We start from the raw sequence: 18,597 nt of genomic DNA on the forward strand, positions 1-18,597 counted from the left end.
GCAGTGGAAGGCGCGCTTTCGCAATGGCTGATTGCCCGAGGCGGCGATCGCAGCGACTATTGCGGCCAAGACAGCCTCGGTCGTCCCCATGAGCCATCCGTGGGACCGAAGCGCCGCAAACTCCGTCCGCAATTTCGTCCGTACCTACGCCAACGACGCGCCATGATCGAACAGACCCAATCGAACAACTACCAAGAAATCCGCGACGCCGTGCGCGCGCTTTGCGCCGAATTCCCGGATGAGTACTTCCGCAAAGTCGACGAGCAGCGCGCCTACCCCGAGGCCTTCGTCAACGCACTGACCGCGGCCGGCTGGCTGGCGGCGCTGATCCCGCAGGAATACGGCGGCTCGGGCCTGGGCCTGACCGAAGCCTCGGTCATCATGGAAGAAATCAACCGCAGCGGCGGCAATTCCGGTGCCTGCCACGGCCAGATGTACAACATGGGCACGCTGCTGCGCCACGGCTCCAAGGCGCAGAAGGACAAATACCTGCCGAAGATCGCCTCCGGCGAATGGCGCCTGCAGTCGATGGGCGTGACCGAGCCCACCACCGGCACCGACACCACCAAGATCAAGACCTCGGCGGTCAAGAAGGACGGCCGCTATGTCGTCAACGGCCAGAAGGTGTGGATCAGCCGCGTACAGCACAGCGACTTCATGATCCTGCTGGCGCGCACCACCGCGCTGGCCGACGTGAAGAAGAAAAGCGAAGGCATGTCCATCTTCATGGTGGACCTGCACGAAGCGCAGAAGAAGGGCCTGACCGTGCGGCCGATCCCGAACATGGTCAACCATGAGACCAACGAGCTGTTCTTCGAAGACCTGGAAATCCCCGAGGAAAACCTGATCGGAGAGGAAGGCAAGGGCTTCAAGTACATCCTCGACGGCCTCAACGCCGAGCGCACGCTGATCGCCGCCGAGTGCATCGGGGACGGCTACTGGTTCATGGACCGCGTCACCAAGTACGTCAGCGAGCGCGAAGTCTTCGGCCGCCCGATCGGCCAGAACCAGGGCGTGCAGTTCCCCATCGCCGAGTCCTTCATCGAACTGGAAGCCGCCAACCTGATGCGCTGGAAGGCCTGCGAACTGTTCGACAAGCACGAGCCGATGGGCGCCCAGGCCAACATGGCCAAGTACCTGGCGGCCAAGGCCAGCTGGGAAGCCGGCAACGCCTGCCTGCAGTTCCACGGCGGCTTTGGCTTTGCCTGCGAATACGACGTCGAACGCAAGTTCCGCGAGACGCGCCTGTACCAGGTTGCGCCGATCTCGACCAACCTGATCTATTCGTACGTCGCGGAACACATCCTGGGCCTGCCGCGCTCGTTCTGAGCGGGCAGGGCGGCCGCCGATGCCGCTTCGGGCCAGCGCGCTTGCGCGCCGGCTTGTGCATACCGGCCCTGAGCGCTAACGCTGGCGTTTCAGGTGCCCCGACGCACCAGCGTGTCATTGGCGATGCGCAGCGCATCCTCCGCGGTGTCGAACGGCATGACCGCGGCGACCGGGCCGAAGATTTCCTCGCGGGCGATGGTCATGTCGTTGCTGACGCTTACATCCGCAGCATCACGGCCTTGACCTGGGTGTAGGCGTCGATCGATTCCTGGCCGAACTCGCGGCCCCAGCCGGACTGCTTGTAGCCGCCGAACGGCATGACGGGATCGGACTCGCCGTAGGTGTTGATCCATACGCGGCCGGCCTTCAGTGCACGTACGACCTTGTGGGCGCGGGCAACGTCGCGCGTCCAGACCGCGGCGGACAAGCCGTAGGTGGTGTCGTTGCCCTGGAACACGGCATCGTCTTCGTCGCGGAACGGGATGATCGACAGCACCGGCCCGAAAATCTCTTCCTGCGCGATGCGCATGCCGTTGCGCACGCCGTCGAACACCGTCGGCTCGACGAAGTAGCCGCTGCCTTGCCACGGCTTGCCGCCCAGGCGCAGTGCCGCGCCGTCGGACTGGCCGGCATCGATGCAGGAGCGCACCCGGTCGCGCTGGCGGGCCGAGATCAGCGGCCCCAGCTTCGTGTCTGGCGCAAGCGGATCGCCGACCGTGTAGGTGGCGGCCAGCCGGGTGACGCGCTCGGCAACTTCGTCATGCACGCTCTCATGGACGAAAAGCCGGGTGCCGGCGGAGCAGACCTGGCCGGAATTGCCGCAGAACGTCTTGACCGCGGCCTGCACCGCCTTGTCCAGGTCGGCATCGGCGAAGATCACGTTGGGCGACTTGCCGCCGAGTTCCAGCGTCACCTTCTTCAGGTTCGAGGTCGAGTCGCGCACGATCTGCTTGCCGATCGCGGTGGAGCCGGTGAAGGCAATCTTGTCCACGTCCGGGTGCAGCGCCAGCGCAGCGCCGGCGGTGGTGCCGAAACCCGGCAGCACGTTGATGACGCCCGGCGGCAGGTCGGCTTCCAGTGCCAGTTCGGCCAGCCGCAGCGACGACAGGCAGGCCAGTTCCGCGGGCTTGAGGACCAGGGTATTGCCGCAGCACAGCGCGTTGGCGAGCTTGATCGACGCCATCAGGATCGGCACGTTCCACGGGATGATCTGCCCGCACACGCCCAGCGGCTCGCGCAGCGTATAGATGAAGGTCTGGGCGTCGGAAGGGATCGTGCTGCCCAGCACCTTCGAACACCAGCCCGCGTAGTAGCGGAAGATATCGGCGGCGTTATTGGCCACGGCGGTGCTGAACCACAAGGGCATGCCGTTGTCGAGGGTCTCGATCGCGGCCAGTTCGTCGGCATGGCGCTCGACCTGGTCGGCGATGCGCAGCAGCGCGCGTGTGCGCGCGTGCGGCGACAGGCCGACCCAAGGGGACTTGTCGAAGGCCTGCCGCGCCGCGGCCACGGCGGCGTCGACATCGGCGCTGTCCGCCTCGGCCACCCGGCACAGCACCGCCTCGGTCGCGGGATTGATGACGTCGAAAGTCTTGCCGGAAGCTGCCTCCACCCAGCGGCCGCCGATCAGCAGGCGCTTGGGGCGGGCGTCGATCCACGCGCGGGCGCGGGAGAGGCCGGTGTCCGGGAGATTTGCGGTAGGGGTGTCAGTGGCCATTCTTGGTTCCTTGTCTGGCGGTGAGGGGGCAATGGCTGGATCCGCATCGGCGCGCCATATGGACGAAAAGGGCGATAAGGTCCATAAGGGCCATAAGGGCCATAAGAGCGGGGCCATAAGGGGCGATAAGGGGATAGCGGGCCATTTCATCGACGGATGGCCCGCGCGGCAAGCACGTTCACGCATCTGTGCCGTACTTTGGGAAGGCTTTGCCACGAACGCGGGACGAGCGCGATCCTGCCGCGCAGGCTTGCCGCAATCGACTCGAATCCGGGAAAGCTGAAGAGAGGGGCTACGGTGCGCCACACAACTGGCGCACTGCAGCCCCCGGTGAGACGGGCGGCGCGGCCCGCTTACAGATGCGACCGGAAGAACGGCGCGAGCTTCGAGAGAGCTTCGTCGACGTACTGCGGCACGTCATAGAGGGACATGTGGCTGGCGCCCTCGACCACGTGGAAATGCTTGTCCTGGCTCGCCGCGCGGTGGAACAGGTCGTCGCTCATCCACTTGCTGCCTGACTCGCTGCCGGCCACGATCTGCAGCGGCTGCGTCAGGAAGACATCGGCCATGCTGTAGGCAGCGTAGGTGATGATCTGGTTCAGGCTGCGCGCGGTGGCGAAGCCCGGCGCGGTCGGGTGCCGGGCCCGCGGGGTGTGGTAGTACTCCCAGGCTTCTTCCAGTTCCTGGTTGGGCGCATCTTCCTTGCGCAGCGGCGCCAGCGGAATGGTGACGGTGCCGGCGCCACCGGCCTCGGTGGTGCGGGCCTGCGAGCCGTGCTCCAGCAGCGGGATGGCGTCGGCTGACTTGACGTTGTTGTCCCAGCCATTGCGGAACATCGAGCCGATATTGACCGCGCTGACCGTGCCGACCGCCTTGATGCGGCGATCGTTGATGGCCGCGTTGGCGGTATAGCCGGCGCCCGCGCAGATGCCCATCGCGCCGACCCGCTCGCGGTCGACGTACGGCAGCGTGGTCAGGTGGTCGATCACCGCGCTGATGTCCTGCGTGCGCACATGGGGGTCTTCCAGCTGGCGCGGCTCGCCGGTGCTTTCGCCCTGGTAGGAGGCATCGAAGGCGATGCTGACGAAGCCCTGCTCGGCCAGCTTGCTGGCATAGAGGCCGGCGGTCTGTTCCTTGACGCCACCACCCGGGTGCGCGACGACCACGGCGGGGTATTGCCTGCTGCTGTCAAAGCCGGTGGGGAAGTGGATGATGGCGGCCATGGTGATGTCGGCGCCGTTGCGGTTCTTGAAGCGGATCTTTTCCATGTCAGGTTCCTGCGCTTGCGCTGCGATGGCGGCAGGCTTTGCCGCGCACGTCATGTCTCAGAGGTTTTCCTTGAAGAAGGGCACCACCCTGGCCAGCGCCTGGCGCACCGGCTCGGGCTTGTCGTAGAGGTCGTAGTGCGACCAGCCGGCCACGACTGCCAGTTCCTTCTGTTTCGATGCGGCACGGCCGATGATTTCGCAGCCATCCCGGTACGCGCCGAAGCCGCCGACCTTGTCGCCGACCACCACCAGCAACGGCTGGGTGAGCAGCACTTCGGCAAGGTGGAACGCGTCCCAGCCGACCGCCGCCGCATTGCGCGAATAGCGCGCACTGGTGGCGCCATGTGGCTGCTGGCCGCGCGGGGTCTTGTAGTACTCGGTCGCTTCCAGCACGTCGATGTCGGTGATGCCATGCTGCTTGCCTGCTTCGACCGAGGCCGGCAGAAAGTTGTCGACGCGCGGCTGGGCGCCGCGGACTTCGGCGGTGCGCTGCGTGGCCATGGCTTCCAGTGCCGCGATGGGGTCGTAGCCGCTGAATCCCTCGCGCATCAGGCGGCCAAAATTGACGCCGGTGATCGACGTCACGGCCTTGATGCGGCGCTCGGTCATGGCGACGTTGATGGCGTAGCCGCCGCCACCGCAGATGCCGAGCACGCCGATGCGACCTGCATCGACGTAGGGCAGCGTGACCAGGTAATCAACCACCACGCGGAAGTCTTCGACCCGGCGCGTCGGGTCTTCGATGAAGCGCGGCTCGCCGCCGCTGGCGCCCTGGTAGCTCGCATCGAAGGCGATGACGACAAAGCCTTCGCGCGCCAGCGCGGCGCCGTAGACGCTGCCCGCGGTCTGCTCCTTGCAGCTGCCGATCGGGTGCGCGCTGATGATGGCCGGGTACTGCCTGCTTTCGTCGAATCCGGGCGGGAAATGGATATCGGCGGCGATGTCCCAGGTTTGATGCTTGATCTTGACGGTCTTCATTCGGTGTGCCTTGACAGGGGGGAGAGGCCAGGCCCTCCGGCATCCCGGAACCTTCGAGGTCCGGAGCGCGGCGGCTGCGTAGACTGAATGTAGAGCCCGGATTGGCGCTAAACAAGCGCATAATTTGGACTATAGTGGTAAGCACAGCTTAACAATCAATCATGGATCCCTGCCATGGACCCTTCCCAGCTGCCATCCCTTGCCTGGTTCGCCCACATCGCCCATCACCGCAGCTTTACCAGGGCAGCGGCCGAAATGGGGGTGTCGCGCGCCGCGTTGTCACAGAACCTGAAAGCGCTGGAGCGGCAACTCGACGTCAGGCTGCTCTACCGGACCACGCGCGACATGTCGCTGACGGAAGCCGGCCAGCGTCTGTTCGACGCACTGCGCCCGGCGCTGCTCACCATCGACAGCGCGGTGCGCAACCTGCATGAGGTGCGCGATGAGCCCACCGGCCTGCTGCGCGTGAACACGTCACGGATCGCCGCAAAGACACTGGTCGAGCCGCACCTGGGCGAGTTCATGGCGCGCTATCCGCAGTTGCGGCTCGAACTGGTGATGGATGACGGGCTGTCCAACATCATCGCGGACGGCTGCGACGCGGGCATCCGGCTGGGGGAGAGCCTGGCCGGGCACATGGTGGCGGTGCCGATCACGCCCATGCTGGAAATGGCGGTGGCCGCGACACCGGACTACTTCGCGCGGCATGGCAAGCCGGGCGAGCCGGCCGACCTGATCCGCCACAACTGCCTGTGCTACCGCCATGCCTCGAGCGGCGCGATCTTTCGCTGGGAGTTCACGTCACCGACGATCAAGGACCACGACTTCGTGGTGGAGCCCCAGGGCAGCGTGATCACCAACGACGACGACGGCATGATCCGGGCGGCGTTGCAGGGCGTCGGCCTGATCCAGCACATGGAGCTCGCCTTGCGCGAGCATTTGCGGGATGGCACGCTGGTGCGCGTGCTGCAGGCGTGGAGCAAGCCGTTTCCCGGCTTCTACCTGTACGCGCCTTCGCGCGAGCAAATGCCGGCGAAGGTGCGCGCGCTGGTGGATTTCCTGGTGGACAAGCGCGAAGCGCTGGCCGCGCCGGTACCGGCGGCAATGCCAGGCAACAACCGCCGCAAGCGGGCGTGATGCTGCTTGCACGCGTGCGTGCGTGCGTGCGTGCGTGCGTGCGGGCGTGCGGTTCAGGAGGCGATCGGAAAGCCGGTGTCGAAGGTCTGCCGTACGTCGAGCCGTTGCTTGAGCAGGCCCACTTTCTGGTAGAAATCCGCGGTGCGCTGCTGTTCGGCGATCAGTTCGGCGTCAATGTTGCGCCATTGCGTGTGGCGCCGCTCGAACTGCAGCCGCGCCGCCTGTGGCGTGATGCCGATAATGCGCGCGAGTGTTGCCGAGAACTCGGGCACGTGCTGGTACGACCACCGCTGCGCGCGCACCACGCGGGCCAGGAAGTCCTGCAGCACGGCGCGCTTGGTCGCCAGCGCCGCATCGGTGGCGGCAAGGTAGCTGAGGCCGGACCACAGCCCGCGCCCGCTGACCAACACGCGCGCGTGGCCGCTGGTCTCGGCCATCGCGGTGTACGGCTCCCACGTCGCCCAGGCATCGACCGAACCGTTGCTCAAGGCGAGCTTGGTATCCGCGGGCGGCAGGAAGCGGATATTCGCGTCCTCCGGCCTGAGCCCGGCCGACTCCAGCGCCTTCAGCGTGACCAAGTGCCCGATCGAGCCGCGGTTGGTGCCGATGCTCTTGCCCTTGAGGTCGGCCGCCTGCCGCAGCGGCGAATCGGGCCGCACCAGGATCGCGGTGCCGAACGGATCGGAGCGGTTGGCGCCGATCAGCTTGATCCGGGTGCCGGCTGCCAGCGCAAAGATTGCCGGACCGTCGCCGATCGGGCCGCTGTCGACGGCGCCGGCGTTCAACGCCTCCGCCAGCGGCGCCGCGGCGGGGAACTCGGTCCATTGGATGTCATAGGCCAGCCCTTCGAGCGCGTTGGCGGATTCGAGCAGCGCGCGCAGCCCGCCTTTCTGGTCGCCGGCTTTCAGCACGGGGCGCCCCTGCGCCTGCGCGTTGCCGCTGGCGAGTGTGGTGAAGGTAAGGATCGGGCCGGAGGCAAGGGCCGCCGTGGCGGCGGCGCCGTGGCGCAGGAACTGGCGTCGTGAAGCGGTCATGGCACTCGCTGGAAACGTGGGAACCCATGACCGTACGCGCGCGGCAGGCGAAATCCAACGAATAAAACCGGCATTCCATATGCGCCTCGGTGGCGTGGTGCGGAATGCCTGGCGCCGGAAAAAAAGGAGCCACGCTCCGACATCGGGGCGTGGCCCGGAATGCCGACCCTCCCTCTGGCCGGCGGGGGAATTTATTGTTCTGGCACCAGGACTGATTCCGCCTTCCCATGAAGGCGGCTCGCCCGGCCGATGCCAGGGCAGCGGGCGCGTTCTTGCGTATCTCTGTTTGCGTCACCATTGAACGCCATAGAGCCGGTGCGTCTCTGTGCGGCCCCTGACAGAGACGCGTTTCAAAACCGAGCTGCGCGGCCGCTCAGTGCGCCACCAGGTCGTGCAGAGCCGCGGTTTGCGCGTCCGCCGCCGCGTCACCCTTGCTGCGCGAACATCGCCACGATGATCCCGCCCATTTCATGCCGGCGCGCCGCCGACATCCGCGACGCAGTCGAGACGATGCTGATGGCCGCATCCGCGCCCATTGCCAGCGGCAAGGCGTAGCCCACGCCGGCCACGCCTTCTGCGCCGGCCAGCGCATAGCCCAGCTTGCGGCTGCGTTCGACGCCGCGCATCAGCTTGAGCAGGCTCAGGCCGCCGGCTTCGTACTCGGCGCGGTGGCGCTCGTAGTGGGCGCGGACGGCCTCGTTGTCCATCTTGGCCAGCAGCGCCATGCTGCCGGTGCCCTGGCCCAGCAGGCGCGAGGTGCCGGTCAGCATGTGGAAGCTCTTGATGCGGTGGCTGCCTTCCTCCGTATGCAGGCAATGGCCGTGGTCGCCGATGCGCACGATCAGGAAGACCGCGTCGCCGGTCAGGCGGGCCAGCGCCTTCATCCTGCTGACGAGGGCGCTGTTCGGCGGCGGCCGGTTCATGGCGCGCAGCCCGAGCGCCATTGCGGCGGTGCCGAGGTGATAGCGCTTGCCGGCCGACTCGCGCTCGATATACGCGCCGGCTTCCAGGAAGCGCGCCATGCGATGCGCGGTGGTGCGGTCGATGCCGGCCAGCGCGGCCAGGTCGGGCAGCGCCAGGCCGGCGTCATGGTGTTCAGCCAGCAATTGCAGGAGGGTGAAGGCACGCGCCAGGCTCTGGACGCCGCCGGGGGCGGAGGGTTTGGTGGGCATGGGCGGAAGCGTCGGCGGAGCATCGGAAGACACTCCCAGGGTAGACAGATTGTGCACATTATGCACAATCTGCGCGATTGCGGTTGTCGCGCGGGGCGCCGTGGTTTGCAATCCATCCATCACGGACCCACAGGCACGCGCCATGATCCCCATCGAATCCCGCATTGACCCGTCCTCCGACGCCTTCGCCGGCCAGCGCGCCGGCATGCAGGCCCTGATCGACCGCCTGCATGGGCTGGAGCAGCGCGCCGTCGCCGCTTCCGAGCGCTCCCGGCCCACCTTCGCCAGGCGCGGCGCGCTGCTGCCGCGCGAGCGGGTCGGCCGCCTGCTCGATCCGGGCGCGCCGTTCCTGCCGCTGTCCACGCTGGCGGGATTTGGCATGGACGATCCGGACCCCGAGACGTCGATTCCCGGCGGCTCGCTGGTGGCCGGCATCGGCTTCGTGTGCGGCGTGCGCTGCATGGTGCTTGCCACCGATTCCGGCATCGACGCCGGCGCCATGACCGAGGCCGGCAACATGAAGCTGGTGCGCTGCCAGGAAATCGCGCTGGAAAACCGGCTGCCCTTCATCCACCTGGTGGAGTCGGCCGGCGCCAACCTGCGCAAGTACCGCGTCGACAAGTTCGTGCGCGGCGGCGCCATCTTCTACAACCTGGCGCGGCTGTCCGCGGCCGGCCTGCCGGTGATCACGGTGGTACACGGCTCGTCCACGGCCGGCGGTGCCTACATGCCCGGCCTGTCCGACTACGTGGTGATGGTGCGCAACCGCGCCCGCGCCTTCCTGGCCGGCCCGCCGCTGCTGAAGGCCGCCACCGGCGAGATCGCCACCGACGAGGAACTGGGCGGCGCCGACCTGCACGCCACCGCCACCGGGCTGGCCGAGTACCTGGCGGAGGATGACGAACACGCCATCGCCACCGCCCGCGACATCGTCGCCAGCCTGGACTGGCCCAAGGTGGAGCCCCAGCCGGCGCAGCCGGCCCGTGCGCCGCGGCTCGACGCGTCGGAACTGGACGGCGTCATGACACTGGACATGAAGCGCCCGGTCGACATGCGCGAGGTGATCGCGCGCATCGTTGACGATTCGGCGTGGCTGCCGTTCAAGCCCGACTACGGCCCGGGCACCGTGTGCGGCCATGCCCGCATCGAAGGCCATACCGTCGGCTTCATCACCAACAACGGTCCGATCGACCCGGCCGGGGCGACCAAGGCCGCGCAGTTCATCCAGCTGTGCAACCAGTCCGGCACGCCGATCGTCTTCCTGCAGAACACCACTGGCTTTATCGTCGGGCGCGCCTCGGAAGAGGCCGGCATGATCAAGCACGGCTCCAAGATGATCCAGGCGCTGTCCAACTCCAAAGTGCCGCAGATTACGCTGTACTGTGGCGCCTCGTTCGGCGCGGGCAACTTCGGCATGTGCGGGCGGGGCTTCAGGCCGCGCTTCTGCTTCTCGTGGCCGAACGCGCGCACGGCGGTGATGGGCGGCGAACAGGCCGCCATGACGCTGGAGATCGTGGCGCGCCAGCAGGCGGCGCGCAAGGGCAAGCCGGTCGACGAGGCGCAACTGGCCGGCCAGACCGCCGAGATCGTCGCCAACTTCGAGCGCCAGGCGAGCGCCTTCGTCACCAGCGGGCTGCTGCTGGACGACGGCGTGATTGATCCGCGCGACACGCGCGCCGTGCTGGCCTTTGTGCTGGCCACCGCGCGCGAGGCGGCGCTGCGCCAGCCGCATGCCATCCAGTTCGGCGTCGGGCGCTTCTGAGCGCCGCCGCCCCACAGACAAACAGAACGCAACGAAATCCAGGAGACCAGCATGCTTTACACCGAAGACCACCGCAACATCATGGACAGCATCCGCCGCTTCGTTTCGGCGGAGATCGATCCCTTCGTCGATGAATGGGAAGCCGCCGAGGTGTTCCCGGCGCACGAGCTGTTCAAGAAGATGGGCGGCCTCGGCTTCCTCGGCATCACCAAGCCGGTGGAGTACGGCGGCATGGGGCTCGACTTCTCCTACGCCGTCGCCGCCGCCGAGGCGCTCGGCTATGCGCGCGCACAAGGCGTCGGCATGGGCGTGGGCGTGCAGACCGACATGGCCACGCCGGCGCTGACCGCGTTCGGCTCGGAAGAACTCAAGCGCAACTACCTGGCACCTGCCATCGCCGGCGACATGGTGTGCTCCATCGGCGTGTCCGAGGCGGGCGCCGGCTCCGACGTGGCCTCACTCAAGACGCGCGCCGTGCGCGACGGCGACGACTATGTCATCTCAGGCTCCAAGATGTGGATCACCAACGGCACCCAGTCGGACTGGATCTGCCTGCTGTGCAACACCTCCGACGGTCCGGTCCACAAGAACAAATCGCTGATCGTGGTGCCGCTCAGGGAAGACGGCAAGCGCGTGCGCGGCGTGGAAGTGCAGAAGATCAGGAAGTTCGGCATGTGGTGCTCGGACACCGCGCAGATCTTCTTCGACGAAGTGCGCGTGCCGGTACGCAACCGCATTGGCGAGGAGGGCATGGGCTTCATCTACCAGATGAAGCAGTTCCAGGAAGAGCGGCTGAACGGCGCGGCGCGCCGGCTGGCCTGCACCGCGCTGATCGAGGAAACCGCCGAGTACCTGCGCCAGCGCGTCGCCTTCGGCAAGCCGCTGCTGGACAACCAGTTCATCCAGTTCAAGCTGGCCGAACTGAAGACCGAGATGGAGGCGCTGCGCGCGCTGGTCTACCTGGCCACGCAGACCTATATCGCCGGCGGCGACGTGGTCGAGCTGGCATCAATGGCCAAGCTCAAGGCCGGGCGCCTGTCGCGAGAAGTGGCTGACTGGTGCATGCAGTTCCAGGGCGGCATGGGCTACACGTGGGACAACCACGCGTCGCGCGCGTACCGCGACTTCCGCCTGGGTTCGATCGGCGGCGGGGCGGATGAAGTGATGCTGCAGGTCATCGCCAAGCAGATGGGCCTGATGTCGCGCGAGTCCCGCGGCTGACAGGCAGGAACCGCCATGACCCAGCAAACGCAAACCGAACCCGTGATCGTGCGCCGCGCCGGCGGCGTGCTGTTCGCCACCCTCAATATCCCGGCCACGCGCAATGCGCTGGCGCCCGAGGTCGTTGCCGCGCTGGCCGCGGCGGTCGAGCAGGCAGAAGCCGACGTGGAGGTGCGCGCCCTGGTGCTGCGCGGCGCCGGCGGCATGTTCAGCGCCGGCGGCAACGTCGGCAACTTCCAGGCGCGGCTCGATGCCGATGCCAGCCGGGAAGACCCGGTCGCCACCCGCAACCGCCAGTTCGGCTATTTCATGCAGCGGCTGGGCGCGCTGCCGGTGCCGGTCATCGCCGCCGTGGACGGCGCCGCGATGGGCGGCGGCATGGGCCTGGCGTGCGCCGCCGACATCGTGCTGGCCACGCGGGACGCGCGCTTCGCGCTGTCTGAAACCACGCTGGGCATCATCGCCGCGCAGATCGCGCCGTTCGTGGTGCAGCGCATCGGCGCGGCCGCCACGCGCCGCCTGGGCCTCACCGGCGAACGCATCAGCGGCGAGGCCGCGGTGGCGATCGGGCTGGTCGACCAGCTGGCCGCCGACAGCGCCGAGCTGGACGCGCTGGTCGCCGAATGGCTGACGCGCATCGGCCGCTGCGGGCCCAATGCCAACCGCGTGTTCAAGACGCTGGTCAGCCGCTGCGGCCAGGAGCCGGCGGGGCCGCTGCTGGACGAAGCCTCGCGGCTGTTCGCCCAGTGCATGCGCAGCGAGGGTGCAGAAGGCGTCGCGGCCTTCCGCGAGAAGCGCGACGCGAACTGGACGGTGCGCTTCGATGCCGATGCCGTGCGCGGCGCCCAATCGGCGAGCTGACGACTGCCGCCAGCCAATTCCCGGAAATTCACAGGATTCCCCCATGTCTGCAACCAGCCGACCCTTCCATACGCTGCTCGTCGCCAACCGCGGCGAGATCGCGGTGCGCATCATGCGCACCGCGCGCCGCCTCGGGCTGGCCACCGTGGCCGTCTACTCCGAGGCCGACCGCCACAGCCCGCACGTGGCCTTCGCGGACCGCGCGGTCTGCATCGGCGCCGCGGCGCCACGCGAGTCGTACCTGAACATCCCCGCCATCATCGAGGCCGCCCGTGCCAGCGGCGCCGACGCCATCCACCCCGGCTACGGCTTCCTGGCCGAGAACGCGGCCTTTGCCGAAGCCGTCGCGGCGGCGGGCCTTGTCTTTGTCGGCCCGCCTGCCGGGGCAATCCGCGCCATGGGCAACAAGGCCGAGGCCAAGCGCCTGATGCTGGCCGCCGACATGCCCTGCGTGCCGGGCTACCAGGGCGCGGCACAGGACGACGCCACGCTGCTGGCCGAAGCCGGTTCGATCGGTTTTCCGCTGATGGTAAAGGCCGCGGCGGGCGGCGGCGGGCGCGGCATGCGGCTGGTGCGGGAGGCAGCGGCGCTGCCCATCGCGCTGGCCAGCGCACGCTCCGAGGCCGCGGCCGCGTTCGGCTCCGACGAGCTGATCCTGGAGCGCGCCGTCATCGCGCCGCGCCACGTCGAAATCCAGGTCTTCGCCGATACGCACGGCCATGTCATCCATCTGGGCGAGCGCGACTGCTCGGTGCAGCGCCGCCACCAGAAGGTCATCGAAGAGGCCCCGTCGCCCGCCGTTGGCCCGGCGCTGCGCGCGCGCATGGGCGAGGCCGCGGTCCGCGCGGCAAAGTCGATCGGCTACGTCGGCGCCGGCACCATGGAGTTCCTGCTCGATGCCGACGGCAATTTCTACTTCATGGAGATGAACACGCGCCTGCAGGTCGAGCATGCGGTGACCGAAGCCATTACCGGTTTCGACCTGGTCGAATGGCAACTGCGCGTGGCCGCTGGTGAGCCGCTGCCGGTGACGCAGGAACAGGTGAAACTCAACGGCCATGCCATCGAGGTCCGTCTCACCGCCGAAGACGTGCCGGCCGGATTCCTGCCGCAGGGCGGCCCGCTGATGCGCTGGCGCCCGCCCGCCGCAGGCCGCGACGTGCGCGTCGACCATGCCCTGGAAGAGGGCGGCGCCATCCCGACGCACTACGACTCGATGGTCGCCAAGCTGGTCGCCCATGGCGCCGACCGCGAGGAAGCGCGCCGCAAGCTGCTGCGCGCGGTCGAAGACTGCGCGCTGCTGGGCGTGCCGAGCAACCAGGGGTTCCTTGCCGACTGCCTCGCGCATCCGGCCTTCGCGGGCAATGACGTGCACACCGGATTCGTCGATGCGCACATGCAGGGCGCGCTGCAGGCGCCGCAGCCGCCGCTGCACGTGATGGCCAGCGCCGCGCTGGCCGCGTCGGGGCTGCTTGGCGACAACGGCAAGCCGGCCACGCTCGCACGTGCCGCGGCCAGCGTGGTGCTGTACGCGGCCGGCACGGCGTGGGAAGCCACCTTGCGCGTCGCTGCCGAAGGCTGGCGCGTGATGCTGCGCCAGCGCGAAAGTGACCAACTGCCCGGCCAGCAGCCGGTCGCCTGCGCGCTGCGCGTGCTGCGCGCCGACGGCGACAGCGGCACGGCCCTGGTCGAGTGCGACGGCGTGGCCTATCCGCTGGTGTTCGCCGCCGACAAGCAGGTGCTGCACCTGTTCCAGGCCGGCCGCGCCTGGCAATTCCCGCTGCACGACCCGCGCCGCCGCCGCGATGCCGGTGAAGCCGACGGGGTCCTGCAGGCACCGCTGACGGCGCGTATCGTCGCGGTCCATGTGGCCGAGGGCGAGCGCGTGGAAGCCGGCCAGCCGCTGGTCGTGCTGGAAGCCATGAAGATGGAGCACACCATTGCCGCGCCGTTTGCCGGCGTGGTCGCTGAACTGCCCGCGCGCGCGGGCGGCCAGGCCAGCGCCGGTTCGCTGCTGGCGCGCGTCGATGCCGATGTTGCGGCGAAGGAGCCGGCATGAGCGAACTGACAAATACCGAAGCCGCGGAGGCACGCACCGGCAAGACCGTGCGCATCGGTGGCGCGTCCGGCTTCTGGGGCGATTCCGCTATCGCCACGCCGCAACTGCTGGCCGTTCCAGGCCTGCAGTACCTGGTCTACGACTACCTGGCCGAGACCACCATGTCGATCCTGGCGCGCGCCCGCGCCAGGGACCCGGCGCTGGGCTACGCCACCGATTTCGTGCAGGCGGCGATGGGGCCCAACCTTGCCGGGATCCTGCAGCGCGGCGTCCGGGTAGTTGCCAACGCCGGCGGGCTCAACCCGGAAGCCTGCCGCGACGCGCTGCTCAAGATCGCCGCGCAGCAGGGCCTGAAGCCGCGCATCGCCGTGGTCACCGGCGACGACGTGCAGCCCCGCTTTGCGCAATGGTGCGCCGACGGGCTGACCGACCTGGCCGGCGACGCCGTGCCGACCACCGAACCGTGGTCGGCCAACGCCTACACCGGCGCGCAGTGCATTGCCCGCGCGCTGGCGCTGGGCGCCGACATCGTCATCGCCGGCCGTTGCGTCGACAGCGCCGTGGTGGTCGGGGTGCTGGCGCACGAATTCGGCTGGGACTGGACCGACTGGGACCGCCTCGCCGCCGGCACGCTCGCGGGCCATGTGATCGAGTGCGGCGCGCAGGCCACCGGCGGCTTGTTTACCGACTGGGAGCGGGTGCCTGCCTGGGACCGGATGGGTTACCCGGTGATCGACTGCGCGCACGACGGCAGCTTCGTGCTGAGCAAGCCGGACGGCACCGGCGGGCTGGTCGACCCCGCCGCGGTCGCCGAGCAGGTGCTGTACGAGGTGGGCGACCCCGCCAACTACCTGATGCCGGACGTGACCTGCGACTTCCGCATGGTCCGCACCAAGCTGGTCGAACCCGGCCGCGTGCGCGTGGATGGCGCACGCGGCCGGGCGCCCGGCACCCACTACAAGGGCAATGCCACCTGGCAGGACGGCTTCCAGATCAGCCTGATGATGGCAATCCGCGGCATCGACGCCCCGGCCAAGGCCCGCCGCACCGCCGACGCGCTGCTGGCGCGCACCCGCGCCATGCTGGCCGAACGCGGCATGCCTGACTACAGCGAGACTGTGGTGGAGCTGCTGGGCTGTGAATCGCAATACGGCGCCCATGCGCGGGCGCTGCCAACGCGCGAGGTGGTGCTGCGCATCGGCGCGCGCCACCCGCTGGCGCGGGGCCTGAGCTTCCTGCAGCGCGAATGCTCGTCGGCGGGAACGTCGATGGCGGCCGGCACGCGCTCGTCCTTTGCCGGGCGTGTCGATATCCAGCCGGTGGTGAAGGTGTTTTCGTTCCTCGTGCCCAAGGCGGACGTGCCGATGCGGGTGGAATTCGAGGGGGGCGTGATCATGCTGCCCGATGCTGCAACCAGCGCCGCAACCAGCGCCGCACCGGAGGCGCCCGCCGTGGTTAGCGGCCCGGCACTGTCGCCGGTACCCGACGAGCCGCGCGTGCGACTGCCGCTGGTCGCGCTGGCCTACGCCCGCAGCGGCGACAAGGGCGACGACGAGAACATCGGCGTGATTGCGCGCAAGCCGGAATACCTGGCGTTGCTGCGTGAACAACTGACGCCGCAGGCCGTGCGCGCGTACTTTGCCCACCTGGTGGAGGGCGAGGTCGAGCGCTTCGACGTGCCCGGCCTGCATGCGCTGAACTTCCTGATGCATGGCGCGCTGGGCGGCGGCGGCGTGGCCAGCCTGCGCTCCGACCCGCTGGGCAAGAGCTACGCGCAGATGCTGCTCGATTTCCCGCTTTCCGTACCGCGCAGCTGGGCATAGACCCGGCCACCCGTGACAAGGAGGAGACACATGACCCGATCCAAGCGCAACGCGCACGTACGCCGCCTGCTGACGCTGAGCCTGCTCGCCGGCAGCCTTGCCGGCGCCATCCCGGCACTGGCGCAGGGCGACGCCTATCCGAACCGGCCGGTCCGCGTGGTGGTGCCATATACGCCCGGCGGCGTGTCCGACGCCGTGACGCGGCTGGTCATGCAGAAGCTGTCCGAGCGCATCGGCCAGCCGGTGGTGGTGGAAAACCGTGGCGGCGCCAACGGCATGATCGGCTCGGAGAACGTCGCCAGATCCGCGCCGGACGGCCACTCGCTGCTGGTCGTGGTCGCCGCCCACGCCATCAACCCGAGCCTGTACGCCAGGATGAGCTATGACCCGGTCAAGGACCTGACCGGCGTCAGCATGATCGGCCGGATCCCGCTGCTGCTGGTCGGCAGCGCGCAACTGCCGCCGACCAGCGTCAGGGAGCTGGTGGGCTGGGGCAAGGCGAACCCGGACAAGATGACCTTTGCGTCTAGTGGCACCGGCTCCGGCGCGCACCTGGCGGGCGAGTTGTTCGCGCAGGCGGTCGGCATGAAGATGACGCACGTGCCATACAAGGGCATCTCGCCGGCGTTGCCCGACCTGTTCTCAGGGCAGGTTGCGGTGATCTTCGATTCGGTGCAGACCATGATGCCGCAGGTGAAGGCAGGCAAGGTGCGCGCGCTGGCGATCACCAGCCCGACGCGCTGGCCGGCCGCGCCGGACGTGCCGACCATGGCCGAAGCCGGCTTCCCTGCGGTGACGGCGGGCAGCTGGATCGGCCTGCTGGCGCCGGCGAAGACGCCGCCGGCGGTGCTGGCGAAGCTGTCGGCCGACATGGACGCCGTGCTGCACCAGCCCGACGTGCGCGCGCGGCTGATCGACTATGGCATCGATCCGGTCGGCGGCAAGCCCGATCAGTTCCAGGCCTTTATCAGGACGGAAGCGGTGCGCTGGGGCGAGGTGGTGAGGAAGAGCGGTGTGAAGCTGGAATAAGCAGGACTTGCCCGGGGAAAGCGCCCGCAGCGGAAGCCGCGGGCGCTTGGCGCTTACAGCCCCAGTTGCTTTGCCGCCAGGTCCTTCATGATTTCCTCGGCGCCGCCGCCGATCATCATCACCTTGACTTCGCGATACAGCCGCTCCACGCGGCTGCCGCGCATATAGCCCATCCCCCCCAGCAATTGCACCGCCCGGTCCGCGCAGAACTGGAAGGTCCGCGTGGCCATGTTCTTGGCCATCGCGATCTGCGCCACCGGTGCGGCGCCGTCGTCCAGGCGCGCGGCCAGGTCGTCGAGCAGGGCGCGCGTGGATTCGATGCGCGTAGCCATGTCGACCAGCTGGTGGCGCACCACCTGGTGGTCGGCCAGCCGCTTGCCGAAGGTATGGCGCTCGCGTGCCCACGCCAGCGCGTCGTGGAAGCACACCTGGGCATAGCCGCAGGCCGCCGCCGCCAGCGCCAGGCGCTCGTGGTTGAAGTTGCGGGTGATGGCGGCAAAGCCCTTGCCTTCCTCGCCGACCAGATTTGCCACCGGCACGCGGCAGTCCTCGAAGAACAGTTGCGCGGTGTCGGACGCCCACCAGCCCATTTTCTTCAGCGGCGTGCGGCTCAGGCCCGGCGTGTCCCCCTCGATCAGCAGCAGCGAGACACCGCTTGCGCCCGGGCCGCCGGTGCGCACGGCCACGGTGAAGTAGTCGGCGCGCATGCCGGAGGTGATATAGAGCTTGGTACCGTTGACGACGTAGTGATCGCCTTCGCGGCGCGCGCTGGTCGACAGCCGGGCCACGTCGGAGCCGGCGTCGGGCTCGGTGATCGCCAGCGCAGAGATCTTCTCGCCCGACAGGATCTGCGGCAGCACGCGCGCCTTCAGCGCCTCGCTGCCCACCGCGGCGATCGGCGGCGCGCCGATGGTGTGCGAAAACAGCCCCGAGGCGATCCCGCCCGAGCCGCCCCAGGCGCGCTCCTCGAACAGGATCATGCGGTAGAAGGCGTCGCATGGCGCGCCGCCGTACTCCTCGGGAAAACCGGGCGCCAGCAGGCCGGCTTGCGCCGCCTTGCGGTACAGCTCGCGCGGGAAGCTGCCGGCTTCGTCCCAGGCCTCGGCGTTGGGCGCGACTTCCTTTTCGAAGAAGCGCCGCACGCTGGCGCGGAACGCTTCATGGTCCGCGCTGTAGTAGCGCGGGTTGGGTGGTTGCAGGGTCATGG

The 18,597-nt window shown here is 68.6% G+C and carries 15 protein-coding genes; 8 read left to right on the plus strand and 7 right to left on the minus strand.

The window, feature by feature from the left end; translation table 11 throughout:
- Positions 1-162 precede the first annotated feature (162 nt).
- Positions 163-1,329: an acyl-CoA dehydrogenase family protein gene (locus LPA45_RS19415; protein WP_116322707.1), complete on the plus strand. Its 1,167-nt coding sequence runs from the start codon at positions 163-165 to the stop codon at positions 1,327-1,329.
- Between the two features lie 89 nt (positions 1,330-1,418).
- Here the strand turns inward: LPA45_RS19415 and LPA45_RS19420 are convergent, their stop codons facing one another.
- The 4 genes from LPA45_RS19420 to LPA45_RS19435 form a co-directional block, all read right to left on the minus strand.
- Positions 1,419-1,532 (minus strand): aldehyde dehydrogenase family protein, encoded by a 114-nt coding sequence (locus LPA45_RS19420; protein WP_116322706.1) that lies wholly within the window; start codon positions 1,530-1,532, stop codon positions 1,419-1,421.
- A 14-nt stretch (positions 1,533-1,546) separates the two neighbouring features.
- Positions 1,547-3,046, minus strand: a complete 1,500-nt coding sequence (locus LPA45_RS19425; protein WP_317920597.1) for an aldehyde dehydrogenase family protein — start codon at positions 3,044-3,046, stop codon at positions 1,547-1,549.
- Between the two features lie 353 nt (positions 3,047-3,399).
- Positions 3,400-4,314: an alpha/beta hydrolase gene (locus LPA45_RS19430; RefSeq protein WP_367395088.1), complete on the minus strand. Its 915-nt coding sequence runs from the start codon at positions 4,312-4,314 to the stop codon at positions 3,400-3,402.
- Positions 4,315-4,371: 57 nt separating this feature from the next.
- A complete protein-coding gene (locus tag LPA45_RS19435) occupies positions 4,372-5,292 on the minus strand; it encodes an alpha/beta hydrolase (RefSeq protein WP_317920599.1) in 921 nt (306 codons plus the stop codon).
- Between the two features lie 174 nt (positions 5,293-5,466).
- Here LPA45_RS19435 and LPA45_RS19440 point away from each other — a divergent pair, with 174 nt between their 5' ends.
- Positions 5,467-6,429 carry a LysR family transcriptional regulator gene (locus tag LPA45_RS19440; protein ID WP_317920600.1) on the plus strand — a complete coding sequence of 321 codons (963 nt, stop codon included), beginning with the start codon at positions 5,467-5,469 and terminating at the stop codon, positions 6,427-6,429.
- Positions 6,430-6,482: 53 nt separating this feature from the next.
- Here the strand turns inward: LPA45_RS19440 and LPA45_RS19445 are convergent, their stop codons facing one another.
- Positions 6,483-7,463: an ABC transporter substrate-binding protein gene (locus LPA45_RS19445; protein WP_317920601.1), complete on the minus strand. Its 981-nt coding sequence runs from the start codon at positions 7,461-7,463 to the stop codon at positions 6,483-6,485.
- A 425-nt stretch (positions 7,464-7,888) separates the two neighbouring features.
- Positions 7,889-8,635: a helix-turn-helix domain-containing protein gene (locus LPA45_RS19450; RefSeq protein WP_317920602.1), complete on the minus strand. Its 747-nt coding sequence runs from the start codon at positions 8,633-8,635 to the stop codon at positions 7,889-7,891.
- Between the two features lie 142 nt (positions 8,636-8,777).
- Between LPA45_RS19450 and LPA45_RS19455 the strand changes: the two genes are divergently transcribed.
- The 6 genes from LPA45_RS19455 to LPA45_RS19480 are packed head-to-tail and all read left to right on the plus strand — an operon-like array spanning position 8,778 to position 17,390.
- The gene (locus LPA45_RS19455; RefSeq protein WP_317920604.1) at positions 8,778-10,397 is read left to right on the plus strand and encodes a carboxyl transferase domain-containing protein; all 1,620 of its coding nucleotides are present in this window, start codon (positions 8,778-8,780) and stop codon (positions 10,395-10,397) included.
- Positions 10,398-10,448: 51 nt separating this feature from the next.
- Positions 10,449-11,618 carry an acyl-CoA dehydrogenase family protein gene (locus LPA45_RS19460; RefSeq protein ID WP_317920606.1) on the plus strand — a complete coding sequence of 390 codons (1,170 nt, stop codon included), beginning with the start codon at positions 10,449-10,451 and terminating at the stop codon, positions 11,616-11,618.
- A gap of 15 nt (positions 11,619-11,633) precedes the next feature.
- Positions 11,634-12,479: an enoyl-CoA hydratase/isomerase family protein gene (locus LPA45_RS19465; protein ID WP_317920608.1), complete on the plus strand. Its 846-nt coding sequence runs from the start codon at positions 11,634-11,636 to the stop codon at positions 12,477-12,479.
- A 43-nt stretch (positions 12,480-12,522) separates the two neighbouring features.
- On the plus strand, positions 12,523-14,538 hold the full coding sequence (locus tag LPA45_RS19470; RefSeq protein ID WP_116322696.1) for an acetyl-CoA carboxylase biotin carboxylase subunit: 2,016 nt from the start codon (positions 12,523-12,525) through the stop codon (positions 14,536-14,538).
- Positions 14,535-16,361, plus strand: a complete 1,827-nt coding sequence (locus LPA45_RS19475) for an acyclic terpene utilization AtuA family protein (protein WP_317920611.1) — start codon at positions 14,535-14,537, stop codon at positions 16,359-16,361. The genes LPA45_RS19470 and LPA45_RS19475 overlap by 4 nt, the downstream gene beginning before the upstream one ends.
- A gap of 30 nt (positions 16,362-16,391) precedes the next feature.
- Positions 16,392-17,390, plus strand: a complete 999-nt coding sequence (locus tag LPA45_RS19480; RefSeq protein WP_317920613.1) for a tripartite tricarboxylate transporter substrate binding protein — start codon at positions 16,392-16,394, stop codon at positions 17,388-17,390.
- A gap of 53 nt (positions 17,391-17,443) precedes the next feature.
- Here the strand turns inward: LPA45_RS19480 and LPA45_RS19485 are convergent, their stop codons facing one another.
- Positions 17,444-18,595, minus strand: a complete 1,152-nt coding sequence (locus tag LPA45_RS19485) for an acyl-CoA dehydrogenase family protein (protein WP_317920614.1) — start codon at positions 18,593-18,595, stop codon at positions 17,444-17,446.
- Between the last annotated feature and the right edge of the window lie 2 nt (positions 18,596-18,597).

The sequence above is a fragment of the Cupriavidus sp. Agwp_2 genome, from assembly GCF_040784895.1.
Taxonomy (GTDB): domain Bacteria; phylum Pseudomonadota; class Gammaproteobacteria; order Burkholderiales; family Burkholderiaceae; genus Cupriavidus.

Coding starts and splice junctions, on each gene's coding strand:
- LPA45_RS19460 (WP_317920606.1), top strand. CDS start 10,449: ATGCTTTACACCGAAGACCACCGCAACATCATGGACAGCATCCGCCGC.
- LPA45_RS19450 (WP_317920602.1), bottom strand. CDS start 8,635: ATGCCCACCAAACCCTCCGCCCCCGGCGGCGTCCAGAGCCTGGCGCGT.
- LPA45_RS19465 (WP_317920608.1), top strand. CDS start 11,634: ATGACCCAGCAAACGCAAACCGAACCCGTGATCGTGCGCCGCGCCGGC.
- LPA45_RS19475 (WP_317920611.1), top strand. CDS start 14,535: ATGAGCGAACTGACAAATACCGAAGCCGCGGAGGCACGCACCGGCAAG.
- LPA45_RS19485 (WP_317920614.1), bottom strand. CDS start 18,595: ATGACCCTGCAACCACCCAACCCGCGCTACTACAGCGCGGACCATGAA.
- LPA45_RS19425 (WP_317920597.1), bottom strand. CDS start 3,046: ATGGCCACTGACACCCCTACCGCAAATCTCCCGGACACCGGCCTCTCC.
- LPA45_RS19445 (WP_317920601.1), bottom strand. CDS start 7,463: ATGACCGCTTCACGACGCCAGTTCCTGCGCCACGGCGCCGCCGCCACG.
- LPA45_RS19435 (WP_317920599.1), bottom strand. CDS start 5,292: ATGAAGACCGTCAAGATCAAGCATCAAACCTGGGACATCGCCGCCGAT.
- LPA45_RS19455 (WP_317920604.1), top strand. CDS start 8,778: ATGATCCCCATCGAATCCCGCATTGACCCGTCCTCCGACGCCTTCGCC.
- LPA45_RS19415 (WP_116322707.1), top strand. CDS start 163: ATGATCGAACAGACCCAATCGAACAACTACCAAGAAATCCGCGACGCC.
- LPA45_RS19470 (WP_116322696.1), top strand. CDS start 12,523: ATGTCTGCAACCAGCCGACCCTTCCATACGCTGCTCGTCGCCAACCGC.
- LPA45_RS19430 (WP_367395088.1), bottom strand. CDS start 4,314: ATGGAAAAGATCCGCTTCAAGAACCGCAACGGCGCCGACATCACCATG.
- LPA45_RS19480 (WP_317920613.1), top strand. CDS start 16,392: ATGACCCGATCCAAGCGCAACGCGCACGTACGCCGCCTGCTGACGCTG.
- LPA45_RS19440 (WP_317920600.1), top strand. CDS start 5,467: ATGGACCCTTCCCAGCTGCCATCCCTTGCCTGGTTCGCCCACATCGCC.
- LPA45_RS19420 (WP_116322706.1), bottom strand. CDS start 1,532: ATGACCATCGCCCGCGAGGAAATCTTCGGCCCGGTCGCCGCGGTCATG.